This window comes from Candidatus Nitrosopumilus sp. bin_32a (genome assembly GCF_054095935.1).
In genome coordinates this window covers 52,367-73,850 of record NZ_JBSWSN010000009.1, presented here as the reverse complement: position 1 = coordinate 73,850, position 21,484 = coordinate 52,367, and the positions used below count along the sequence as shown (strand labels likewise).

The following is a 21,484-nucleotide window of genomic DNA, read 5'->3' as shown; positions in this document are numbered from 1 at the left end:
GACTGTCTCGTGGGCTCGGAGATGTGTATAAGAGACAGGAACCTGAACCAACACCAGAACCTGAACCAACACCAGAACCTGAACCAACACCAGAACTAGAATCCAATCCTGAAGATCCTTTTGAAGGAATCAAAGATGTAGATATCACAACATATTCTGAACTATTTGATATTCCTCCACCTGAAAATGATGATGATGCAATCAATTTGGGTGATAAGATTCGTAAATGGATTGAATCTGGCAGACCTAAACCTGGAGAATCAAATGATACACATGATGTCCGAGACAAAGAGATACAAAAACATGATAAAGAAGACAAACCTGAAAAGAAACGAGGAAGATTTGGATTCTTAAGAAAATGAAACTTCAAACTAAAAATTTACTCACTTTGGCGGAATTGTCACCAAAAGAATTTGCAGGATTAATCGATGATTCCATTAAACTAAAAAAAGAACTCAAACAAGGTGGAAACAAACCTATTTTAAAAAATAAAACATTGACAATGATTTTTCAAAAACCTTCTACAAGAACACGTGTTAGTTTTGAAGTTGGCATGTATCAATTGGGTGGACATGCAATTAATCTTTCATCAAATGACATGCAGTTATCTCGTGGAGAATCAATAGAAGATACTGCAAAAACTCTATCACGATATTCTGATTGTATTATGGCACGTGTATATGATCATGAATTACTTGAAAAACTATCTGAATTTGCAAGCGTCCCTGTAATTAATGGACTTTCTGATACATTTCATCCTTGCCAAATATTGGCAGACTTTATGACAATTAAAGAAAAAAAGAAAAAATTCAAAGGATTAAAAATTGCATGGATTGGCGATGGTAATAATGTCTGCAACTCTATGATTTATGGTGCAGCATTAGCGGGAATCTCGATGTCTATTGCCACTCCAAAGGGCTTTGAGCCAGACAAAAATGTTGTAAAGCAAGCCAAAAAATCAACAAACATAGAATTGATATCTGATCCATTTATTGCAGCTAAAAATGCCGATGTAATTGTTGCAGATACTTTTTCATCCATTCATAATCTTGACAAAAAAAGATTACAGAAATTCTTGCCAAAGTATCAAGTTAATGATGAATTGATGAAGTCAGCAAAGAAAGATGCGATCTTTTTACACTGCCTTCCAGCTAAGAGAGAACAAGAAGTAACTTCATCAGTAATTGATGGTCCACAGTCAGTTGTTTGGGATGAAGCAGAAAATCGTTTACATACACAGAAAGCTTTACTTGCTGCTCTAATTCGCGCTTAACGTATATAAGAGCAGATTCAAACTCGGTTTCTATAGATGGCCTATTCGAAAATATTGAGAAGATTAAGAGAGGAAAAGACCAATTATAAAAAACGTGGAACCATGTTGATGGGTAAGCGCGATTTTATCACTGTTAATATTACTAATGAAAATACCCAAGTCCAAATTTTAAAACCTGGCATGACTGGTGATACAGTTATTGCTTCTGCACATTCTAGATACTTACTTGAAAAAGGATGGAAGGGTTCTAGAAAAAGTGTACCTGCTGCATATCTAACTGGTTACTTGGCTGGTAAGAAGGCCTTGGGAAATGGTGCAAAAGGTGCAATCTTGTATACTGGAACTAGACGATATACTCAAAGAATGGCTGCTGCTCTGAAAGGAGTAATTGATGCCGGTGTTGAGGTTCCAGCTGATTCAGAAACATTTCCATCTGATGAGAGAATTAACGGCGAACATCTTACAGTAAAAAATGAAGTTTCAAAAATAAAATCATCAATTGATAGTGAGGTCAAATAGAAATGAGTCAAACAGCACAAACTAAACCTGGACAATCCAAACCCGGACAAGGGGGAAGAGGTAGAGGTCCACCAGTATATGGCAGAGGTCCACCAGGTGGAGCTGCAGGTGGAGATCGTCCAAGACGACCACGACGAGAAGCAGAAGAAGAGGTTTGGGTTCCAAAAACTATCTTGGGACAAAAAGTTGCATCTGGGGAAATTTCATCCTTGGAAGAAATTTATGAAGCCGGATTACGTATTCAAGAGTCTGGAATTATCAAGAAATTATTACCTGATTTGAAAAGTGAAGTCGTTGATGTAGGCATTATCCAAAGAATGACTACAAACGGTCAATCAACTAGATTCAAAGCAATTGTTGCCACTGGTAATGAGAATGGTTACTTGGGTATTGGACAAGGAAAATCAAAACAAATGAGAATTGCTATTGAAAAAGCAACTAGCCAAGCTTTTCTTAATGTCAGCCCTATCAAAATGGGATGCGGTAGTTGGGAATGTAGATGTGATCAAAAACATTCTGTACCATTCAAAGTTAAAGGAAAAGGTGGAAGTGTTACAATTGAAATTATTCCTGCACCTCGTGGATTAGGTCTTGTAGCAGGTGGTAAAATTAAACGATTATTGGAATTAGCTGGTCTTAAAGACGCATGGACTACAGCAAAAGGTTCTACTCCTACAATGGGTTCTACTTCAAAAGCAGTATTGGCTTGTCTTAGGCAGACATTCAGTCAGGGTTGATAAATTATGGTTAACGCATATCTTGTTGTCAGAATAAAAGGTCAAGCAGATTGTCCGTATTGGGCAACAACTACTATGACTTTGTTAAAATTAGATAAAAAATATCGTGCAACTATTCTACCTGCCAAAGACAATACTTTGGGAATGTTAAGAAAAGTACAACACTATGTTTCTTGGGTTGAAATTGATGCATCTTTGGCAACTGAATTGGTAGATAAGAAAGCAAGAAAAGGCGGTTATCAAAAAGTAACTGCCGATGATTTAAAAGAATTAGGATTTGCAAGTGTTGAAGAATTGGGGGCAGCTTTGGCTGAAGGTAAGGCAACACTATCAAAATTAAAACCCCTAAAACCTTGGTTTGCTTTAGCACCTCCTGTTCATGGATTCAAAAAAAGTACAAAGAAACTTTATGGACAGAAAGGTGTTCTTGGACAAAACAAAGAACTTGACACTATCGTAAGGAGAATGATTTAACATGGCAACTAGATTACGAAAAACAAGACGACTTAGAGGCGGACGACACATGGGATGGGGGCAAGTAGGTCAACACCGTGCAAGTGGTCACAAAGGTGGTCTTGGAGTTACTGGTATGAAAAAACATCATAGAAGCACTATGTTGAAAGAAGATCCAGATCATTATGGCCATGATATACCTAAAACACCTCACCCAAACATTATCAAAAACTGGGCAAGTCTTAGAGATCTAGATGACCTGTTCATAAAGTTCGGTAAAGAAGAAGGAGGCAAAAAAATTGTAGACCTTGTAAGTGCAGGATACAAAAAACTCCTCGGTGGCGGAAAAATAACGAATGCATATTCCGTCAAAGTTCAACAATTTACTGCATCTGCTGAAGAAAAACTAAAAGCTGTTGGGGGAGAAGTGTTATCTGATAATGGCTGAAGGTAGCTTAACTAGCATTATTCGAAAAGTAGTTTTCAAAGCAGAACCATATTTACCTCAAGTTCCAAAACCTAAAAAGAAAATTTCTCTACAAGTTAGATTGCTCTGGTGTGGAATTGCATTGCTTATCTACATGATAATGGGCCAGACTCCTTTATTTGGAGCAACTGCACCTCAATTTGATTTTCTAGCATTTGCTAGAGTTATTTTTGCATCACAACAAGGAACTCTGGTTGAATTAGGGATTGGGCCTATAGTTACAGCTGGACTCTTGATGCAATTATTGAGAGGTTCAGATATTCTAAAATTTGATTTCAAGAAACCTGAGGAAAGAGGAATCTTTCAAACAGCTACTAAACTGGTAACCTACATTGTAATTGTGGCTGAATCCATTGTATATGCTGCAGCTGTTTATGGTCCAGGTGTTACCGAACCTTATGTTCTATATGTTCTGATTGGCCAATTGATGGCGGCGTCGGTAATTATCATGTTTCTTGATGAATTAATTCAGAAAGGCTGGGGACTCGGAAGTGGAATCAGTTTATTCATCATGGCAGGCGTTGCTCAACAGATTCTTTGGAGTATGTTTAGCCCATTACCTGCTGGAGATGGAGGAATGATTGGTATCATTCCATACATCGTTCAATCTTTAACTGGTAGTGGTGATATTACAAATATTTTATTCCGTTCAAATCAATTACCTAGTATCTTTGGATTATTTCTTACTGCAGGCATTCTGTTGGTTCTTGTATTTACTCAAGGCATTAAAATTGAAATTCCAATTGTTTCTACAAAATACAGAGGTTTCTCTGCTGTCTATCCAATCAAATTGATGTATGTCTCAAACATTCCAGTCATTTTAGCATCAGCACTTACGGCAAATGCTGTTTTCATATTCCAAATGTTATGGGCAAACATGAATCCACGTAACAATAATTTCTTTATGAATTTTATAGCGCAATTTGATCCTACCAGTCCAAATACTCCTGTCGGTGGTATCATTTACTACATTACTCCTCCAAGAGGTTTGGATGTTGCAGCTTTAGATCCAATGCGTGCAGTAGGGTATATTCTATTTATGATCGGAATTGTTATTGTGTTTGGTAGATTATGGGTTGAACTTGGTGGCCTATCTCCAAAAACTGCAGCTCAAAACTTACTTGATGCAGATGTCCAAATTCCTGGATTTAGAAGATCAAATGCTCCAGTTGAAGCATTGTTAAACAAATACATTCCATCAGTTACCATCATAGGTTCTGCAATCTTGGGTCTCTTAGCCGGAGTATCTGATGTACTTGGAGTCTTTGGATCTGGAATCGGCATCTTACTTATGGTCGATATTCTCATCAACTATTACACACAATTAGTTAGAGAACAAGTTGAAGTTGTTATGCCGCGTTTGGGTGCTTTACTTGGTAGAAAATAAAAAAATCATAATGATAGGAATTCCTGGTGTAGGAAAAACCACTTTACTATCAAAAATTGTTGAAATTCTAAAAAACCATAAAAAAAATGTTCATATGATTAGTTATGGAACTTTGATGTTTGATGTTGCTAAAGAAAATGGTCTTACTGATAGAGATGAACTTAGAAAATTATCTGTATCTGAACAACAACGTCTTCAAAAAGTTGCTGCAGAAAAAATTGCTGCATATACTGAAGAAATTATAATCATTGACACTCATGCATTCATTAATTCTCCAGAAGGATATTATCCTGGATTGCCAGAACATGTTCTTAAAATAATTAAACCAACAAACTTTGTATCTGTTTCTGCAAAACCTGAAGAAATCTACAATAGACGAATGAAAGACGATACTCGAAATAGAGATAAAATTACTCTTGCTAATATTAAAAAAGAATTGGATGTTCAATCGGGTATGATTTCTGCATGCGCTGTAATTACTGGAGCGCCAGTAAGGCATGTGCTTAATGGTGAGGGAAAGGTTGAAGAAGCGGCAGCTAAAATCATTAATGCAATAGGACTGTAAAAAATGGATTTCAACTTTATTCTACTCTTTATCGATGTAATGCATCTCCAGCTGCCAGACTTCCTTGGCGGTGAAAGACATGCTTTAGGCAGTGATGATCCTATTATCCAAGGAGTAATTCTGTCAATGTTTGCTGTTTCTGGATTTGGCATTCTGCTTAATTTGTTTAATGCTGGAGTTAGAAAGAAAATGGTTGATCAAGTAAAGTTAAAACGAATTATGAAAGAAACTCGGGGTTGGCAAAAAGAAAGAATGGCTGCAATGAGAGCCAAAGATCAAGCCAAGATTGCTGAACTGGGAAAAAAATCATCTTACATGAACAAAATGTCAATGGAGATGATGCAAATGAATATGAGACCTATGATGATTACTTTTGTTCCATTGATACTGATATTCTATCTTGTATTGCCACAACTGTTTTCTTACACTGTAGCTCTTTCACCAATTCCTCTAAACGTACTCCCTGGAGATATGTTTCAGTTGACATGTACTGCAGCACAAGCACTTGAAGAAGGACACCATTGTTTTGGTAAAGAAAATGCTCTGTACCTTTGGGCTTGGTATTTCCTTTCATCTATTGCATTTAGTGGAATTATCATGAGACTCACAAAAACATCTATGGATCTTAGTTGACAAAATCTATTGTTATTTCTGGTCCTCCCGCAGTAGGAAAAACAACTGTTGCTAAAGGATTAGCAGAAGAGTTTGAATTAAAATATCTTAGTGGTGGGGATGTTCTAAAGGAGATGGCAAGCGAACATGGATTTGATTCTAAAGGGGATGATTGGTGGGATACTGAAGAAGGAATGAAATTTCTTAATCAACGTGAACAAAATTCTGAATTTGATAAAAAATTAGATGAAAAACTTATTGCTCTTTTCAATCAAGGTGGAATGGTAATTACCAGCTACACTCTGCCTTGGCTAATTGAAGATGGAATCAGAATTTGGCTGGAGGGATCTCATGAAAGCAGTACTAAAAGAATGCAGACCCGAGACAATATGGGTCTTGATGATGCCTATGAAATAACAAAAGAAAGATTTGATAAGAATAAAGCATTGTACAAAAAACTATATGATTTTGATTTTGGTGATGACCAATCTGTATTCGATTTAATTATAAATACGGATAATTTATCAGCACAACAAGTAATTGACGTTGCTAAAGAAACTGTGAGAAAATTGCTATGACGCTAAAACAACTTGAAAACCTTGTCGAAATTGATCAGGATATCACTGATGATGCATATGGGACATATTATGATAAAAGAACAATCAAACAATTACTGAACTACGGACTTATAATTTTGGATAAACCTCCTGGCCCTACAAGCCATGAAACTGTTGCATGGACAAAACGTCTCTTGAAACTTCCAAAAATTGGTCATAGTGGTACATTAGATCCCCAAGTGTCAGGAGTATTGCCTTTGGGTCTGGGTGAGGCAACTAAAGCATTGGGTGTTTTACTGTATGGTCCAAAAGAATACCATGCTTTAGGAAGAGTTCACTCTCTTCCATCAAAGGAAAAACTCAATGAAATTGTTGAAATGTTTAGGGGAGAAATTTTCCAAAAACCTCCACAACGTTCAGCTGTTCTTAGACAAACGAGAACTAGAACAATCTATGAGTTTGAAGTTTTAGAACAAAAAGAAAGATTACTCTTAACTAGAATTTTATGCGAAGCTGGAACATACATTAGAAAACTTTACTATGATATTGGAGAAATTTTGGGACCCGGCGCAACTATGATTGAACTTAGACGAACTAGGGTTGACCAATTTTATGAACGTGATGGCTTGGTCACCTTACATGAACTAGCAGATGCATTTGCACGGTGGGAAGAGACAAAAGATGATACCAAACTTATGACTATGATTAAACCTGTAGAATTTGCCCTTAGTGAATTAAAATCAGTGGTAATTCGAGATTCAGCAGTTGATGCAATGTGTCATGGGGCACAATTAGCAATACCTGGAGTATTACAAATTTCTCAAAATCTCAAAAAGGGTGACATTGTTGGAGTTTATACACAAAAAGGCGAAGCTGTGGCATTAGCAGAAGCAACAATGTCTGAGGAAGAAATTCAAGATGCTGCAAAAGGGTATGCATTTGAAACAAAAAGAATCATTATGGCTCCAAATACTTATCCTAAAAAATGGCGAACAAAGCCCACTCCTCCAAAGGATTAAAAAATCAAGAATTATTTTAAAAGAAATTGCTAGCAAAAAGCCTTGTACTCTTTATTGGGATTGGTGTAATAACAGGACTTGGATTTGGAGTTTATTTGATTGATGTCAAAAATACCAGCCAATTAGTTTTTGTCGAAGGTTCTTCTATTTCTGTAGTTACTGAAAAATCTGATTTTAAAAAAGGTGAAGAGATTGAAATTAGAATTGTAAATTCTGGAACTGTTCCACTAACATTCTCTGATACATCATACGGTCTTCGAATAACGGGACTATCTGGAATATTGATGTATGCTCCGATATCTGCACAGGTAATATCTAGTTTAGAATCTGGTGATGAAATTACTCTTTCATGGAATCAAATAAAGAATGATGGCGATGCAGCTTTAGAAGGTCTTTACAAAATATCTGCCAAGGCAATTGATGATGAAGGAAATAATGTAGAAAAATCAACAACTATTACAATTTGGAAATAGTTTCTAAGTAACATAATTTATAATCACATTTTACAGAACATAAATGTCGCAAGACTTGTGCCGGGGTCGCCTAGCCTGGTAGGGCGCGCGCCTGGAAATTGTTTAACCATAAAGCGCGTTCTCGCAAGGGAACGGGAGTTCAAATCTCCCTCCCGGCGCCATTTTTAATTTTAGATTTGAATTTTATATGCACCACTATTCTATTAATCGTTGAATGCTTTGGAATCTTCTGAAATTTCTTCATCTGAATGGATATCTATTAACCAGTTTCTTCATGAGATAAAATTAATTAACTCTACATGTGTGTCTGTCTATTATCCTTATGGCAAGGGAAATGAAATTATTTCTTTACTGGATGAAAATCATAGAACTGCTACCATTGAAAGAATTGAATCTAAAATTCAAAAAAGAATTCTGGAACTTAGAAAAGATCCTTCATCCGTTGGAAAATTCGTACAAACTCTTTGTATTTTTGGTTGGATAAATAATGACAAAATAATAATTAAAGAAATTGGAACTTCAAAAAAACTTCCTTACATCTACATGGTAAGCAAAAAGCCATACATTAAACCGTTTAACGATGTCCTAAAAACAAACTATGATGTTTTACTGGTGACCCTTGATCAAAAAACTGCAAGAATACAAAAATTTCATGGCAGCCAAATACTACAAGAATCTAAACTGAAAATTGATTTGCAGGGCAGGCATAGAAAAGGTGGACAAAGCCAAGGGAGATTTTTGAGGGCAAGACAAACAAAAATTCATGTCTTCTTTAAAAAAATTGCAAATAAAATCAAAACAATGGATTTGGATTCTGAATTAATTTTATTGGGTGGGATAGGTCCAGCTAAAACAGAGTTTTACCATGAACTTGATTCAGAATTAATAAAAAAATGCAGATTTGTAGAACATCTATCTTTTTCAACTTCTATTAAAGAAATCCATGAAATAATCATTCATCATTTGTATCAGCATAGGAGGAAACGTGTGGTGGAACTGCTTGAAAAATATGAAAAATTATTCAAGGATGGGTTAACTGCTAAAAGAAATAATGTAATTTACAAGGCATTGGAAATGGGTGCTGTGGATACCTTAATTGTATCTGCAAACTATCATACAAATTCACAATTTAAAAAAATCATTAAAATGCTTGAGATTGCAAAAAATACTTCCTCTAAAATAGAATTTGCAATCTCTCCAAATATAATTAAAAAATTAGATCTTGATAATTCTGTTTTAGCAATTCTTAGATATAAAATAAAATAATCTTTATCTGTTCTCTGGACTTGATTTACTTGATTTTTTCTATAATTTCATTGAATTTCCATGGACCACATTGCGTATCTAGATCTTCACTGACAAGTAATCCTGATTCATTAAGACGACTAACAATGTGTGCTGAAAATGGTAGTGCCCCTGTAGCTCCTGGTGAATTGTAGTTCAAAATATGAAACGACATGTCATCTTCTACTTGAATTACGTCTGGTGCAAATTTTCCATTTTCATCAATAATTGATGATCTTATTCCTGCGGTACCTTTTTGAGTTATTTTGTTTGCATCTATTTTTGGCAAGAATTTTTTTACTCTGTCAACCATTGCAGTTTTTGACATTGATGATTGTATTTCATTCATTGCAAGTTCTTGAAATTGTTTATCAAAAATTGCTTTTCTTGCACCAGAACCTAACATTTCTAGAATTTTTGGAATGAATTCTTTGATATTTTCTGATTTACTATATCCATAAGGACTAAAAACTGGAACTGCATTTGGCCCAATTTCACAACTACCATCAACTCTGAGAATCCAATGAGGATCTAAGAATGGGTATTCTGGAAATTCGGGAACAGAATACACGCTAGATTTTGTAAGATTATTGTATTGGTTAGGAACTTTCCAATATTCTCCTCTAAAATGTACATCTGTAAATTTTTTTGCCACTCCAACATCATGTGCAATGTTTACTGCTTCTCCTCCTGCAGCATTGATTAGAAATTTTGCATAAATTTTATGTTCACCATTTAATGTGATTTCCCATCTGCCTTTTTCTTTTCTTATTTTTGTAACTCTTGCATCTAACAAAAATGTCGTACCGTTTTCTTTACTATCTTTCATTATTGAATTTGTAAATAAAGCATAATCTGTTGATGCATCTTTGTAAACACATAATGCAGATTCACACTTTATTTCTGGCTCTATTTTTTTTAATTCTTCCTTGTTCAATAATTCAATATCTGTATCTTCTAAACCGTTTTGTTTTCCCCATTTGAGATATTTCTCAAGAACATTGATTCCTTTTTGATCTAAAGCAACTTCGATAACTCCATCTTTTTTAAATGGTAAATTTTTTAATTTTGCATACACTTCCCACATTTCATAACCTAAAAAAGCTGATTTTGCAAACAATTTTTTCTTTTCAGGATTGTATAGATATGGGGCATGAACTTTTCCGGTATTTCTTCCACTTGTATGAAACGCAACTGTATGAGCTTGTTCTACAACTGCTATTTTTTTGGATTTGTTTAGAAACGATAAAAAATATGATATTGATGTTCCAAGAATACCTCCACCAATAACTATTATATCAAAATTATGTGCCAATAACTTTCAATCTGAATTTAATTTAGCTGATAATAAATTGAATCTATAACAATCAAGATTAATATCTGATAAAATGCCAAACCAGACCATGTTACCTGATAAATGCTCAGTAATGGAAGAGGGAAAACAATGCGTAAATCCTCCTGAATTCATTGTGTCAATTATTTCAGGAAATGATGAATATATGGTAGGTGTAGCATGTCAAAAACACCAACACATCGTTTCAGGTAAAATAAGCATTTTACAAAATGAGGGCAAAATACATGAGGGAAAAATTAGTTTCTCACCTGTAAAAGCAATTGGAACTGATTGTGTGCATGGCGATACTGATGATTTTGTTCAAATTGAAATGAATCGTTCAAAAAATTGAAATAACTACCTTTTCAACAATCATTGTTGCTTTTAGAATTGTTATCTGATTTGGTAAAAATTGATGATGTTTTATTCATCATAAAAAATAATGGTGCCACTAGCGAGATTAGAAGTAATTCTCTTAATATTCGACAAAAAGACAAATGGATCACTATTGGTGAAAATGACGGTCCAGCACATATGCATGTCAATTCAGAATTGATAAAACGTGCAGAATTTACTCAAGAAGAAAAACCTGAAAAAATTAGTTTTAGCGTTAGATTTTTTGATGAAAATAATGAACGTGTTCTTGCAGCTTTTTTTACAAAAATGTATGATACATCTAAACAATTGGTTGTTGAAAGAAAAAAACTCTATGATCTATTAAACCAAAAATTTACTTCAAAAATTCAATTTTAAAAAAAACCTTGTCTGAAGAAGACAAGAAATAAAAATATTATTCTTTAGATTCTTTTTCCTTCTTCTCTTTTTCAGACTGTAGTTTAGCTAATTCTAATTCTTCGTTTGTATGTTTGAATTTTTTCAATGTAATTTTAGACCACAAATTAGATATAAAAACCGCACAATTTATGGGATTCAAACCCATGCGTGAAAGTTAGTATCCTACCGAATATGTTGGTTTTTTTCCATTAATCCCTAAATTCAAATTTTTTACAGTGATCTCTGCCATTTTGATTCTTGTTTCTTTAGTTGAACTTCCTATATGTGGGGCAAGTACAATGTTTGGTAATTTCATTAATGGATGACTTTTTTTAATTGGTTCTTTATCAAATACATCCAAGCCTGCACCTGAGATGATTTTTTTCTTTAATGCAATGGCGAGATCTTTCTCATTTACCACTTTTCCCCTTGACGTGTTGATTAAAAATGATGTTTTCTTCATTTTTTTAAAAATTCCCATGTTAAACAATTTGTCTGTCTCTTTTGTATGTGGAACATGTATTGAAAGAAAATCGCTTTCAGTGATTAGCTTTTCAAATGAAACATATTTTGCATCCAATGCTTTTTCTTTAGATTTTGCAACTGGATTTCTATTATGGTATATAATTTTCATATCAAATGCTTTTGCTCTTTTAGCAAGTGTACTGCCGATTCTACCTAAACCTAAAATTCCAATTGTTTTTCCTTGAAGATCTACTCCTACATAATCAAATGCACCGTAGATTTCTTTCCATTTCCCTTCTCTGATAATTCGGTCTCCTTCAGTAACTCTTCTGGCAATATCTAACAATAATGAAAATGCCATATCTGCTGTTGCGTCAGTTAACACTTCTGGAGTAAAACCCACACGAATTTTCTTTTTTTTGGCATGTTCAATATCAATGTGATCAAAACCAACACTATACGTACTAATGACTTTGAGGTTTCTACCTTTTTCAATTAATTCTTTATCGATGTTATCATATGGAAAACAAATTAGTCCGTCTATCTCTTTAATCTTTGATCGCAATTTTGTTTGTGGAATGGGAATTTTTCCTGAATGAATTTCAATCTGATATTTTCCCCTTAACTCTTTTAGTGCAAAGTCGTGTAAAGTTCTTGTAAGAAAGACTTTCTTTTTCATCAATCTTGATATTCATCTCAAACCATTTATACGATTTCTTTCTAATTCTTCTATGGCTTCTAAAGTTGAAGAGGAAGAATTTGCTATTTGTGTAGAATGTGGAAATTCTATTGAAAAATGTGTTTGTGTATGTCCTTATTGTGGTGAACGTGATAAATGTGAATGTGCATTGTTTGATGCAGCCACCGGAGGTTAGAAGAAATGAACCATCTTACTATTAAAATTCAGGAATTCTGTGAATAATCGTGAATACTCTTGATTTTACCTGGCTAATTGGAGGTCCACAAGGTAGTGGTGTTGAATCTGCGGCAAATATTTTCTCAAAAGTGTGTGCTGAAATGGGATATCAGATATTTGGTAAACGTGAATTTTACTCAAATATCAAAGGAGAACATAGTTACTTCACAGTCCGTGTTGCTGATAAAAAAATTAACTCAAACGTTAATGATGTAAATCTCATGGCATCATTTGATGCTGAAACCCTCTTTCGTCATTATGATGAGGTAATCTCTGGTGGAGGAATAATTTATGATTCTGATTTGGAGGAAATTAAAACAGATGCTGTACATACACTTGATGCCCCATTCAAAAAAAGATTACATAAAGAATTAGAATCTAAAAATAAACCCTTTACCGTTGCTGGTGTTTTGGAAATTGCAAAAGATAAAGGCGTTAAACTATTTCCCATATCTTTTAAATCCATTCTTGAAACTCTTTCTGAGGAAACTGAGAATCCTCGCTTGAGGGGATTGGTTAGAATGTATAATGTAATTGGAGTCTCTTTGTCTTTGGGATTAGTTAACATGCCTCCTGATTCATTACAAAAAACTATTGAATCTATTTTTTCAAAAAAACCTGAAATTGCAAAAATAAATCAGCAAACTGCAAATTATTCTTACAATTATGCAACTGCAAAATTTGAAAACTTTGATCATGTTTTATCTGGAACAGAAAAAGAACCGGGAACCATGTTGGTGCAAGGTTTTCAGGGAACTGCTCTGGGAAAAATGGCATGCGGTTGTAGATTTCAACCTTATTATCCAATTACTCCTGCATCTGATGAATCTGTTTTTCTTGAATCAAATGAAATTTTAGAAATTATTGATGATAGACCTGGTTCTACTGCTGTAATTCAAACAGAAGATGAAATCAGTGCAATGGGTATGACTATTGGTGGCGCGTTAACTGGAACTCGTTCGGCAACTTGTACGTCTGGTCCTGGATTTGCATTGATGACTGAAATGTTGGGTTGGGCAGGAATGAATGAGGTGCCAATTGTAATTACTAATTATCAGAGGAGTGGCCCATCTACAGGTCTTCCAACACGACATGGACAGGATGATTTACTTTTTGCAGTGCATGCTGGACATGGTGATTTTCCAAAAATCGTTTATGCTTCTGGAGACATTGAAGAGAGTTTCTATGATACTGGAAATTGTTTTAACTATACGGATATTTTTCAAGTTCCACTGATTCATCTTATGGATAAATTCCATGCAAGTTCTGTCATTACATGTAAGAGATTTGATCCACAAAAGATCTCCATCAATAGAGGAAAACTCTTAGAAAAAGTAGATGATGGGTATAGGCGATTTGAATTTACAGATGATGGTATATCTCCTCGTTCAAGATTAGGCATGGATAATGGAATTTTTTGGAATACTGGAGATGAATCTGATGAAACTGGTCATATTACTGAGGATCCAATTTTGCGTGTGAAAATGATGGATAAGAGAATGTCTCGTTTAGATTTAATTCTAAAAGAGATTCCTGATGATGAACAAGTAAAATTATTTGGTGTTGAAGAGTACACTATAATCTCTTGGGGTTCTGCAAAAGGTCCTATACTTGATGCACTAGATATGCTCAAAAAAGAAGGAATTTCTATAGGATTTATTCAACTAAAATTATTACATCCATTTCCAGGCGATTACGTTAATTCCTTGTTAAAAGATGCAAAGACGATTATTGATATTGAAGCAAATTATTCTGGACAATTAGGAAAACTTTTCAAGCAAAATACTGGACGTGAAATTGATTACTTTATCTTAAAATACTCTGGACGAGCTATGACTTGCACTGAAGTTTATGATTCACTTAAGAAAATTATTCAGAACAAAGCGGACAAACGGGAGGTTCTAATGCATGGCGCTTAAACTTGCAGATTACAAAACAGATGTTCATAATGATTGGTGTCCTGGATGTGGAGACTTTGGAATAGTGAACGCAATTCAGATGGCTTTGGCGGAAATGGGTATTGAGCGAGATAAAGCTGTAATGTTCTCTGGAATCGGATGTTCTGGCAAAACTTCTCATTTCATCAATACCTATGGTGTCCACACATTACATGGAAGAGTTTTGACATTTGCACAAGGTGCAAAGATTGCAAATCCTGATCTGACTGTTGTTGCAGTAGGCGGTGACGGTGACGGTTTAGGAATAGGTGCTGGACATTTTGTTGCAGCTGGCAGACGAAATGTGGATATGACTTACATTATTTTTGATAATGGAGTATATGGCTTGACAAAAGGTCAGGCATCTCCTACTTTGAAACTTGGTGAAAAAACAAAATCGTTGCCTTCCCCAAATACAAATTCTAATGTTAATCCAATAGGGTTGGCAATTGCAAGTGGATTTACATTTGTAGCTCGTGGATATTCTTATGATGTTAGACATCTCAAGGATCTGATTGTTCAGGCGGTAAGTCACAAAGGTCTTTCATTTCTTGATGTATTACAACCATGTCCAACTTACAATGATCTTAATACTCGAGATTGGTATGCAGGAGCTGATTTAGTTGATGAGGCTCAAAAAAGACATTCCAGAATTTACAAACTAGAAGAACAAGGATATGAGCCACTGATTCATTATGATTCTGAAGTTGAAATTAATGAGAAATTATCTCAAGCATTGATAAAATCACTTGAATGGGGAAACAAAATACCTACAGGTGTTTTTTACAAAAATGAACTCATCTCCCCATATACTCAAAGAATAAAAGATAAGATTCCAAACTATTTAGAAAATCCGCCTGCAAAACAAAATATTTCAAAAAATGGCTATTCTAATACTGATATTTCCAAACTATTGGATTCTTTGGAAGTATAGATTTTACCTTGAACCTAAGAAGTTATAGGCAAGTTTCTTAGAATGATATTTTGCATTTGAATATTAATGAAGCAAATAAAATATTTAGAAAATCTATCATAAAGGGTTTCTTTGAACCCCAACTGGTTAATCTAGATTTCAAAAAATCACCTGTTAAACATCCATTTATCAACGATGATGGTCTTATGCAATCTGACTTGCTACATGTGTTCTTTGATGTAGAAACTGGTTCTGATTATCCTGATGGTGATGAATGGTTTATTGTTGAATTGCTGTTTCCTCATGATGTGAAACTTCCTGATACTATGAAGGGATCTGATTACTTCACTACTTTATCTGTAGATGATAATACAACATACTGGCATCATCGTGAATTAATTCGCTACAAATATGGAAAATCCAAAAAACTTCCTGACGCTTTAGAATTTTTAGAATCAAAGTATAAAGAACTACATGAACTGTTAGAACCTTTACAAAAAGATCTCAATTAATTTCATTCCATACGTCTCCTCTGAATTTGTATTTTTTATTTTCAGACAAAGCTGTATCTAGACGCCATCTAATTGATTCTGAATCAAACTTGTATATTATTTCAGAAATTTTTAATGGTATTTTTTTTGGATCTAGGTGATATGGTAATAATTCTAAAACAAAATCGATTTTTTCTAATGCGTTATCAAACCACTGCCTATCTTCAATATCTATGTTGAAAACTATTTTTGGTTTTCCAGAAAAATTAATTACAATCTTTAAAGCATTACCACTACCTCTTCTCCTTTTCATTTCCTTAAAAACAGATTTGATTTTTTCCCATCGCTTAAAATCAAACCATTGAAAAAATTCTTCATTGAATTGGAGTGGAATGTCGATATCTAAGAAACTAACAAAATTTTCATCATCTGCTTCTATTTCATCCTGAATTATGGTAAAGTGAGAATTTAGAAATCCATACAAAACTTCGATTTCCCAAGGTGAAATTCCATAATATCTCAATGTCGTTTTCACATTTTCTGACAATGATTTAAAACCCTGAAAATTGTAATTAAAGCTTCAAACTTGTTAAATTTAGTAAAAATTCACCTTAAAATTATATTGAATGAGATACATCTCTAGATATGAAGAAAGAATTTGTAGTAAAAAGCATTGATTCTGCACCTGATGGAGCACCATACGTTGTAGTTTCATTATCGTCTCTAAAAGATCTAAAGGAAGGAACTCAAAACCCACCTGCTTTTGGAACACCAAAAGTGATGGGATTCTCAAACATGAATGACATGATGAAGGATTTGAACAAGATGATGTCTGGTATGGGGGGAGCAGGAATGCAATCTGGTGTAACTCAATTAAAACTTGAAATGCATGAGTACAAAGACATGGGTCTGTCTGTTGGAGATAAAGTCTTTTTAGAATTGAGTAAAGCTGAAACTCTCGGTGTTTGATCTACCAGATTGTGTTAAAATATTTCCAACCGTAGAATGCTGCAATAGTGCCAATCACAAACAACATTGGTTTCCATGCAAATACTGGGATGCTTGGTGTTGCAAGTTTTACTTTGTAATTATCCACTATGGCATGAACATTTTTTTTAACTTTATCATGCCAAATATTGTAATCCACCTGGTATTTTTTTAAAATTTCTTCTACCTCGTAAACTACTGGTGTTCTTTGAGAAAACAAATGTTGTAGATAATCTCTTGAAACTTCCACTTCTGCATGAATTCCGATTAGCCCTTTTTTCAAATCAACCATCCTGACATGCATTTCCCATGGTTTTTTTAATTTTAAATTTAGACCACTTCCAATTTGATCTGGCTGTTTATGTTCAAGTTTAACTTTAGTAAAACCTTCATCTTTGAAAATTTTTGTTAACTCTTCAAAACTTTTCTTTACTACGATGTGGAGTTGTTCAACACCGTCTTTACTGTCAACATCAATTCTGTGTTTTATTCCATCAAAAAATGATATTGTTTTGGGATATGTGGTGAGGTACTCCATTAACTTTTTCACCAAATTCCTCTATTTAAAGCAGAACTAGATTACGGGTTAGAATTTTGGGGGATTTGATAGTCCTCTTACGTAGACGCATTGATCAGGCGAAATTGCCATTTCTGATGGATTGATTTTTCTATCTGTAAGAATGGCCTCTGAATTTCTAACTATTGCAAATGGTTTTGATTCAGCACCTTCACCCATTTTGTGATTTGCGATTGTAGCTAGATTGTCCACCACTGCTTGAAATGTAACTTTTAGTGGATTGCCATCAAGATCATTTTTTGCTCTCATATCTAAGACTGGCTCAATACCTGCACAAGATATTGCAACACCTGATGTGCCAATTCTTGCAGGCATTAGTCTGCTATCTGCGAGAATCACTCCTGTATGAATAAGAAATTTTAAGAAAATTTTTCTGCGAATTTCTTCTGCGGTGAGATATGGGTTTATTGGATATAGTATGGCTAGACCTTTTTTTGCATTTGATTTGTCAATTCCTGCATTTGGCGCCATAATGTTATCTGATGATGTAATTACAAATCCTCCAATACCACCAAAAATTTTATCTGATTCTCTGATGATAATTTCTGCTATTTCTGATTTTAATTGATACTCCTTTGAAACTTTCATTCCTTCTTCTGACGTAATAATTTTTTCTAAATCTATGATTCTTCCTTGTGAGTTTGAGATGTATTTTGTAGAAATCACCAAAACATCTCCTTCTTCTAAAATCATATTATTTTTTTCTAATGTTTTGAGCAATGTTTCAAAAACATCGAATTTTGTGTCCATTCTTTCTGCTAAAAGTGGGAAAACTGTCAATTGCACGATATTTTGAGGTTTCTTTTCTTTTTTATTGTTGTGAATAATTGGAATTGTTGTAGGTATAATATTGTGGAACAAAATGAAATAGATGAAATATTAGATCACATTAATACTAAATTTGCTGAAGATGTGCCCAGTCTTGTAAAAATGATTGTTAGAAAAAAGATATCTAGTTTTCAGTCATTTGAGGCTGAATCTCTGCCAGATTCATTGAGAAATTGCTCTGTTGAAGAATTAATTTCTATAGTTAAACATGGTTTAGATGTTGGAAAATTAAAAATTTAGATTATGGAATGAAATTTAATATCAACAACGATTAGTTGTCTGATAATAATTCCAATTACATTATATTTTTTAAAATAGCATTTAGAGTATGCTGATAATTTGTATGAATAAATCATTCATTATGGTTTTAAGTAAATTTTGTTATATTATGTCATGTCAAAGAATAACAAGTCTGAATCTTGGGAGCAACTCTATGGGTTGTCTTGGACAATCCTTGATGAAGAATAATCTCTCAGGTTTCACCAGATAGGCGATGTGCCATGGACATTTTTGGTGATATGTATCTCAAACCATTCATACGTGATCAAACCTGAGAGTCCCTCCTGCAATGGCTACAAACCAAAATCATTAGGAACATTACTAGTGAAAAAACGGATTAAAGGCGTAGGTTATTGTGAAAAATAAACTCTTTTGAGGCTTTAATCCGAGTCTTTTGAATCTTGATGTTTTACTATGTTACTGCTATAGAGATTACAAATCATAGATACATAATGATTAATAATAACTTCTTTTGAATTAGGCTTAGTGAATCTTTATCTTTTATTGCCTTTGATTTTGGGGGTATTAGTTATTGGAAATTTGTCAAGTTCCTTTGCTGATATCGAATCCGTTGATGTTGTTGAAAATAAACTGGTGACTTTGATTGGTCAAGGACATGATTCTGATACGGGAGATCTTACATTCCAGTGGACTCAGATTTATGGTGATTCTGTAAAGTTATCCTCCACAACTATTCCTGAACCAACGTTCATGGCCCCTAATGTCAAAAATGGTGAAATCAAAGTTCTTACTTTTGAATTACTGGTTACTGATCCTCAAGGTGAAAGCAGTTCAGATACTGTAGAAATTATTGTAAATTCTGTAAATAATCCCCCTGTTGTAGATGCTGGACGTGATATCTTTGCAATCCAATCAATTAATGCAATCAGCATTATTCCTCAAATCACTGATAAAGACGGAGATATCCTCACCTACAAATGGGAACAACTTTCCGGACAACAAGTAAGTTTGTCTTCTGTTACAAAAAAACACCTTACACTTAGACCTGTGCTTTTTGATTTTTCACAAAATGAGCCTTTAACATTTAGAATTACTGTTGATGACGGATTTGGAGGAGTTGTAAGTGATACTGTAAATGTAATATTGTTTTCTAGCCAAATTAATAATAAATCTATTTCAATTGAAGCAGGACCTATACAAACAGTTACTGAAGGTCAGACTGTAAGTCTTGATGTTACTGGAAATACATTGAATAACCAACCAATTAGTTATACCTGGATTCAGTTTATTGGAACTCCTGTTAAACTTAGTTCGTTTAATGGAGATCACATTGAATTTACAGCTCCTGATGTTGGTGATTATGAAGAACTGATGTCCTTTCATGTTACTGGATATTCTCAAGGTAATGGATATGCAAATGATATGGCTCTAGTCAAAGTGATTCCATCAAACCATGCCCCAATAGCTGATGCTGGAAAAGATCAAAATGTGCCTCAAAGAACATTTGTGTATTTAGCAGGTAGCGGTATTGATGCAGATAATGACAATATTAGATTTTCTTGGTCTCAAAAATCTGGAATTCCAACTGAAATTTATGAATATACTCAACCTTCTGCATATTTCATTTCTCCCACAATCACATCTTTATCCGAACCATTGGTGTTTGAGCTCAAAGTAACTGACTCTAAAGGAAATTCTGATATTGACGATGTACAAATTACTGTAAGTACTGTAAACAGTCCTCCACGAGCATATGCTGGTGTTGATAAGCGAGTTCATGGAGGGGATGATGTTTCGATCATGGGCACCGCAATTGATTTGAATAGTGATTCTCTAAAAACAGAATGGAAGCAAATTTTTGGTGATGCTGTTTCTTTTGATAAATCTAATTTGAAATTATCATTTACTGCACCTGAAGTTGCTCCGACCTCTTCTAAGCGATTGGCTTTTGAACTAACTGTTACAGATCCACAAGGCCTAACTGACTCTGATCAGGTTGTAGTGTTTGTATCTCCTGAAAATAGCTCCCCAAAGGCTAATGCTGGTGCTGATTTTACTGTAGATGAAAATACTGTCATCAATTTAATGTGTACTGGAATTGACCCTGATGGTAATAGACTTGCGTATTCATGGAGTACTACTTCAAGATCTGAAATCAAACAAAACGATGACCCTAAAACTATGGTGAAAATTCCAAATGTTGTACGTGATTCTTCAATGACATTTACTTGTACTGTATCTGATGGAACCTATTCTGATTCTGATAGTGTAAATGTTTTAGTTCGAAATACTATCAGTGCCGACATTGTATCTGATGCTGGTCTTGATAAAATAGTTAATGAAAATGTAAAAGTTTCATTAGATGGAAGCAAAAGCAATGATCCTGAAAATCAACAACTATCCTTCAAATGGACTCAACTATCTGGAGAATCAGTTAAACTGTCTTCTGCTTCTAGTATTAATCCATCATTTACTAGCCCAATTGTAAATAACGGTGAAATCAAAGTTCTAACTTTTGAACTCAAAGTTTTCGATGATAATGGACGTTCCAGTAATGATACAGTAGTAATCACTGTTGACCCTGTCAATTCTCCTCCAGAAGCATCTGCATCAGCTAAACAATAGAATTCGATCTTTTTCCTTTTTACACTAATTTT

At 34.2% G+C, this 21,484-nt stretch carries 27 protein-coding genes, 1 tRNA gene and 1 pseudogene; 23 read left to right on the top strand and 6 right to left on the bottom strand.

Translation table 11 applies throughout. The features are described from left to right. The 14 genes and pseudogenes from ACW9XH_RS09515 to ACW9XH_RS09450 form a co-directional block, all read left to right on the top strand. Positions 1-362, top strand: a pseudogene (locus tag ACW9XH_RS09515) (hypothetical protein); the annotation flags it as partial. After that, a complete protein-coding gene (argF, locus tag ACW9XH_RS09510) occupies positions 359-1,273 on the top strand; it encodes an ornithine carbamoyltransferase (RefSeq protein WP_457760420.1) in 915 nt (304 codons plus the stop codon). The pseudogene ACW9XH_RS09515 and the gene argF, both read left to right, overlap by 4 nt. 36 nt (positions 1,274-1,309) lie before the next feature. Continuing rightward, a complete protein-coding gene (locus ACW9XH_RS09505; protein WP_457760419.1) occupies positions 1,310-1,792 on the top strand; it encodes a 50S ribosomal protein L18 in 483 nt (160 codons plus the stop codon). A gap of 2 nt (positions 1,793-1,794) precedes the next feature. Further along, a complete protein-coding gene (locus ACW9XH_RS09500; RefSeq protein WP_457760418.1) occupies positions 1,795-2,529 on the top strand; it encodes a 30S ribosomal protein S5 in 735 nt (244 codons plus the stop codon). A 6-nt stretch (positions 2,530-2,535) separates the two neighbouring features. Next, complete coding sequence (locus ACW9XH_RS09495) at positions 2,536-3,003, top strand: 50S ribosomal protein L30 (RefSeq protein ID WP_457760417.1); 468 nt, start codon at positions 2,536-2,538, stop codon at positions 3,001-3,003. Between the two features lies 1 nt (position 3,004). Further along, complete coding sequence (locus tag ACW9XH_RS09490) at positions 3,005-3,430, top strand: uL15 family ribosomal protein (RefSeq protein ID WP_457760416.1); 426 nt, start codon at positions 3,005-3,007, stop codon at positions 3,428-3,430. Then, entirely contained in the window at positions 3,423-4,856 is a 1,434-nt protein-coding gene (secY, locus tag ACW9XH_RS09485; RefSeq protein WP_457760415.1) for a preprotein translocase subunit SecY, read from the top strand. Before ACW9XH_RS09490 ends, secY begins: the two co-directional genes overlap by 8 nt. Beyond that, complete coding sequence (locus tag ACW9XH_RS09480; protein ID WP_457760424.1) at positions 4,834-5,421, top strand: adenylate kinase; 588 nt, start codon at positions 4,834-4,836, stop codon at positions 5,419-5,421. The genes secY and ACW9XH_RS09480 overlap by 23 nt, the downstream gene beginning before the upstream one ends. 3 nt (positions 5,422-5,424) lie before the next feature. Beyond that, the gene (locus ACW9XH_RS09475) at positions 5,425-6,054 is read left to right on the top strand and encodes an EMC3/TMCO1 family protein (RefSeq protein ID WP_457760414.1); all 630 of its coding nucleotides are present in this window, start codon (positions 5,425-5,427) and stop codon (positions 6,052-6,054) included. Continuing rightward, the gene (locus tag ACW9XH_RS09470) at positions 6,051-6,611 is read left to right on the top strand and encodes a cytidylate kinase-like family protein (protein ID WP_457760413.1); all 561 of its coding nucleotides are present in this window, start codon (positions 6,051-6,053) and stop codon (positions 6,609-6,611) included. Before ACW9XH_RS09475 ends, ACW9XH_RS09470 begins: the two co-directional genes overlap by 4 nt. After that, on the top strand, positions 6,608-7,609 hold the full coding sequence (locus ACW9XH_RS09465; protein ID WP_457760412.1) for an RNA-guided pseudouridylation complex pseudouridine synthase subunit Cbf5: 1,002 nt from the start codon (positions 6,608-6,610) through the stop codon (positions 7,607-7,609). Before ACW9XH_RS09470 ends, ACW9XH_RS09465 begins: the two co-directional genes overlap by 4 nt. A gap of 26 nt (positions 7,610-7,635) precedes the next feature. Then, complete coding sequence (locus ACW9XH_RS09460) at positions 7,636-8,082, top strand: hypothetical protein (protein WP_457760411.1); 447 nt, start codon at positions 7,636-7,638, stop codon at positions 8,080-8,082. A 59-nt stretch (positions 8,083-8,141) separates the two neighbouring features. Next, a tRNA-Ser gene (locus tag ACW9XH_RS09455) sits at positions 8,142-8,243 on the top strand. A 49-nt stretch (positions 8,244-8,292) separates the two neighbouring features. Beyond that, positions 8,293-9,348, top strand: a complete 1,056-nt coding sequence (locus tag ACW9XH_RS09450; protein WP_457760410.1) for a baeRF10 domain-containing protein — start codon at positions 8,293-8,295, stop codon at positions 9,346-9,348. A 25-nt stretch (positions 9,349-9,373) separates the two neighbouring features. On the opposite strand, the gene ACW9XH_RS09445 is transcribed toward ACW9XH_RS09450, so the two are convergent. Further along, positions 9,374-10,681 (bottom strand): NAD(P)/FAD-dependent oxidoreductase, encoded by a 1,308-nt coding sequence (locus tag ACW9XH_RS09445; RefSeq protein ID WP_457760409.1) that lies wholly within the window; start codon positions 10,679-10,681, stop codon positions 9,374-9,376. An 88-nt stretch (positions 10,682-10,769) separates the two neighbouring features. Between ACW9XH_RS09445 and ACW9XH_RS09440 the strand changes: the two genes are divergently transcribed. Together ACW9XH_RS09440 and ACW9XH_RS09435 are read left to right on the top strand one after the other, a co-directional pair. Further along, positions 10,770-11,051 (top strand): hypothetical protein, encoded by a 282-nt coding sequence (locus tag ACW9XH_RS09440; protein WP_457760408.1) that lies wholly within the window; start codon positions 10,770-10,772, stop codon positions 11,049-11,051. Positions 11,052-11,077: 26 nt separating this feature from the next. Beyond that, the gene (locus ACW9XH_RS09435; protein ID WP_457760407.1) at positions 11,078-11,452 is read left to right on the top strand and encodes a ChuX/HutX family heme-like substrate-binding protein; all 375 of its coding nucleotides are present in this window, start codon (positions 11,078-11,080) and stop codon (positions 11,450-11,452) included. A 37-nt stretch (positions 11,453-11,489) separates the two neighbouring features. Here ACW9XH_RS09435 and ACW9XH_RS09430 read toward each other — a convergent pair whose 3' ends face one another. Together ACW9XH_RS09430 and ACW9XH_RS09425 are read right to left on the bottom strand one after the other, a co-directional pair. Then, on the bottom strand, positions 11,490-11,639 hold the full coding sequence (locus tag ACW9XH_RS09430) for a hypothetical protein (protein ID WP_457760406.1): 150 nt from the start codon (positions 11,637-11,639) through the stop codon (positions 11,490-11,492). 9 nt (positions 11,640-11,648) lie between these two features. Further along, positions 11,649-12,617 carry a 2-hydroxyacid dehydrogenase gene (locus tag ACW9XH_RS09425; RefSeq protein ID WP_457760405.1) on the bottom strand — a complete coding sequence of 323 codons (969 nt, stop codon included), beginning with the start codon at positions 12,615-12,617 and terminating at the stop codon, positions 11,649-11,651. Between the two features lie 52 nt (positions 12,618-12,669). Here ACW9XH_RS09425 and ACW9XH_RS09420 point away from each other — a divergent pair, with 52 nt between their 5' ends. From ACW9XH_RS09420 to ACW9XH_RS09405, 4 genes are read left to right on the top strand one after another with little or no spacing between them, the layout of a single operon-like run. Then, positions 12,670-12,813, top strand: a complete 144-nt coding sequence (locus ACW9XH_RS09420; protein WP_457760404.1) for a hypothetical protein — start codon at positions 12,670-12,672, stop codon at positions 12,811-12,813. 49 nt (positions 12,814-12,862) lie between these two features. Next, positions 12,863-14,773, top strand: coding sequence for a 2-oxoacid:ferredoxin oxidoreductase subunit alpha (locus tag ACW9XH_RS09415; RefSeq protein ID WP_457760403.1), 1,911 nt, complete (start codon positions 12,863-12,865; stop codon positions 14,771-14,773). Next, positions 14,763-15,725, top strand: coding sequence for a 2-oxoacid:ferredoxin oxidoreductase subunit beta (locus ACW9XH_RS09410; protein WP_457760402.1), 963 nt, complete (start codon positions 14,763-14,765; stop codon positions 15,723-15,725). Before ACW9XH_RS09415 ends, ACW9XH_RS09410 begins: the two co-directional genes overlap by 11 nt. Positions 15,726-15,775: 50 nt before the next feature. Next, positions 15,776-16,216 carry a hypothetical protein gene (locus tag ACW9XH_RS09405; RefSeq protein WP_457760401.1) on the top strand — a complete coding sequence of 147 codons (441 nt, stop codon included), beginning with the start codon at positions 15,776-15,778 and terminating at the stop codon, positions 16,214-16,216. Here ACW9XH_RS09405 and ACW9XH_RS09400 read toward each other — a convergent pair. Beyond that, complete coding sequence (locus ACW9XH_RS09400) at positions 16,209-16,742, bottom strand: hypothetical protein (protein WP_457760400.1); 534 nt, start codon at positions 16,740-16,742, stop codon at positions 16,209-16,211. The two genes, ACW9XH_RS09405 and ACW9XH_RS09400, sit on opposite strands and share 8 nt — an antisense overlap. A gap of 98 nt (positions 16,743-16,840) precedes the next feature. Between ACW9XH_RS09400 and ACW9XH_RS09395 the strand changes: the two genes are divergently transcribed. Beyond that, on the top strand, positions 16,841-17,164 hold the full coding sequence (locus tag ACW9XH_RS09395) for a hypothetical protein (protein ID WP_457760399.1): 324 nt from the start codon (positions 16,841-16,843) through the stop codon (positions 17,162-17,164). 1 nt (position 17,165) lies between these two features. On the opposite strand, the gene ACW9XH_RS09390 is transcribed toward ACW9XH_RS09395, so the two are convergent. Together ACW9XH_RS09390 and ACW9XH_RS09385 are read right to left on the bottom strand one after the other, a co-directional pair. Then, complete coding sequence (locus tag ACW9XH_RS09390; RefSeq protein WP_457760398.1) at positions 17,166-17,720, bottom strand: hypothetical protein; 555 nt, start codon at positions 17,718-17,720, stop codon at positions 17,166-17,168. A 48-nt stretch (positions 17,721-17,768) separates the two neighbouring features. Next, on the bottom strand, positions 17,769-18,545 hold the full coding sequence (locus tag ACW9XH_RS09385) for a coenzyme F420-0:L-glutamate ligase (RefSeq protein ID WP_457760397.1): 777 nt from the start codon (positions 18,543-18,545) through the stop codon (positions 17,769-17,771). Positions 18,546-18,611: 66 nt separating this feature from the next. Between ACW9XH_RS09385 and ACW9XH_RS09380 the strand changes: the two genes are divergently transcribed. Both ACW9XH_RS09380 and ACW9XH_RS09375 read left to right on the top strand, forming a co-directional pair. Then, a complete protein-coding gene (locus tag ACW9XH_RS09380) occupies positions 18,612-18,827 on the top strand; it encodes a hypothetical protein (RefSeq protein WP_457760396.1) in 216 nt (71 codons plus the stop codon). 525 nt (positions 18,828-19,352) lie between these two features. Next, positions 19,353-21,452 (top strand): PKD domain-containing protein, encoded by a 2,100-nt coding sequence (locus tag ACW9XH_RS09375; protein ID WP_457760395.1) that lies wholly within the window; start codon positions 19,353-19,355, stop codon positions 21,450-21,452. The last annotated feature ends 32 nt before the right edge of the window (positions 21,453-21,484 follow it).

Bases quoted from the DNA above. Each gene is read 5' to 3' on its own strand.
- ACW9XH_RS09440 (WP_457760408.1), top strand. From the start codon at position 10,770: ATGTTACCTGATAAATGCTCAGTAATGGAAGAGGGAAAACAATGCGTA.
- ACW9XH_RS09395 (WP_457760399.1), top strand. From the start codon at position 16,841: ATGAAGAAAGAATTTGTAGTAAAAAGCATTGATTCTGCACCTGATGGA.
- ACW9XH_RS09495 (WP_457760417.1), top strand. From the start codon at position 2,536: ATGGTTAACGCATATCTTGTTGTCAGAATAAAAGGTCAAGCAGATTGT.
- ACW9XH_RS09505 (WP_457760419.1), top strand. From the start codon at position 1,310: ATGGCCTATTCGAAAATATTGAGAAGATTAAGAGAGGAAAAGACCAAT.
- ACW9XH_RS09420 (WP_457760404.1), top strand. From the start codon at position 12,670: ATGGCTTCTAAAGTTGAAGAGGAAGAATTTGCTATTTGTGTAGAATGT.
- secY (WP_457760415.1), top strand. From the start codon at position 3,423: ATGGCTGAAGGTAGCTTAACTAGCATTATTCGAAAAGTAGTTTTCAAA.
- ACW9XH_RS09500 (WP_457760418.1), top strand. From the start codon at position 1,795: ATGAGTCAAACAGCACAAACTAAACCTGGACAATCCAAACCCGGACAA.
- argF (WP_457760420.1), top strand. From the start codon at position 359: ATGAAACTTCAAACTAAAAATTTACTCACTTTGGCGGAATTGTCACCA.
- ACW9XH_RS09475 (WP_457760414.1), top strand. From the start codon at position 5,425: ATGGATTTCAACTTTATTCTACTCTTTATCGATGTAATGCATCTCCAG.
- ACW9XH_RS09430 (WP_457760406.1), bottom strand. From the start codon at position 11,639: ATGGGTTTGAATCCCATAAATTGTGCGGTTTTTATATCTAATTTGTGG.
- ACW9XH_RS09390 (WP_457760398.1), bottom strand. From the start codon at position 17,720: ATGGAGTACCTCACCACATATCCCAAAACAATATCATTTTTTGATGGA.
- ACW9XH_RS09410 (WP_457760402.1), top strand. From the start codon at position 14,763: ATGGCGCTTAAACTTGCAGATTACAAAACAGATGTTCATAATGATTGG.
- ACW9XH_RS09425 (WP_457760405.1), bottom strand. From the start codon at position 12,617: ATGAAAAAGAAAGTCTTTCTTACAAGAACTTTACACGACTTTGCACTA.
- ACW9XH_RS09465 (WP_457760412.1), top strand. From the start codon at position 6,608: ATGACGCTAAAACAACTTGAAAACCTTGTCGAAATTGATCAGGATATC.
- ACW9XH_RS09490 (WP_457760416.1), top strand. From the start codon at position 3,005: ATGGCAACTAGATTACGAAAAACAAGACGACTTAGAGGCGGACGACAC.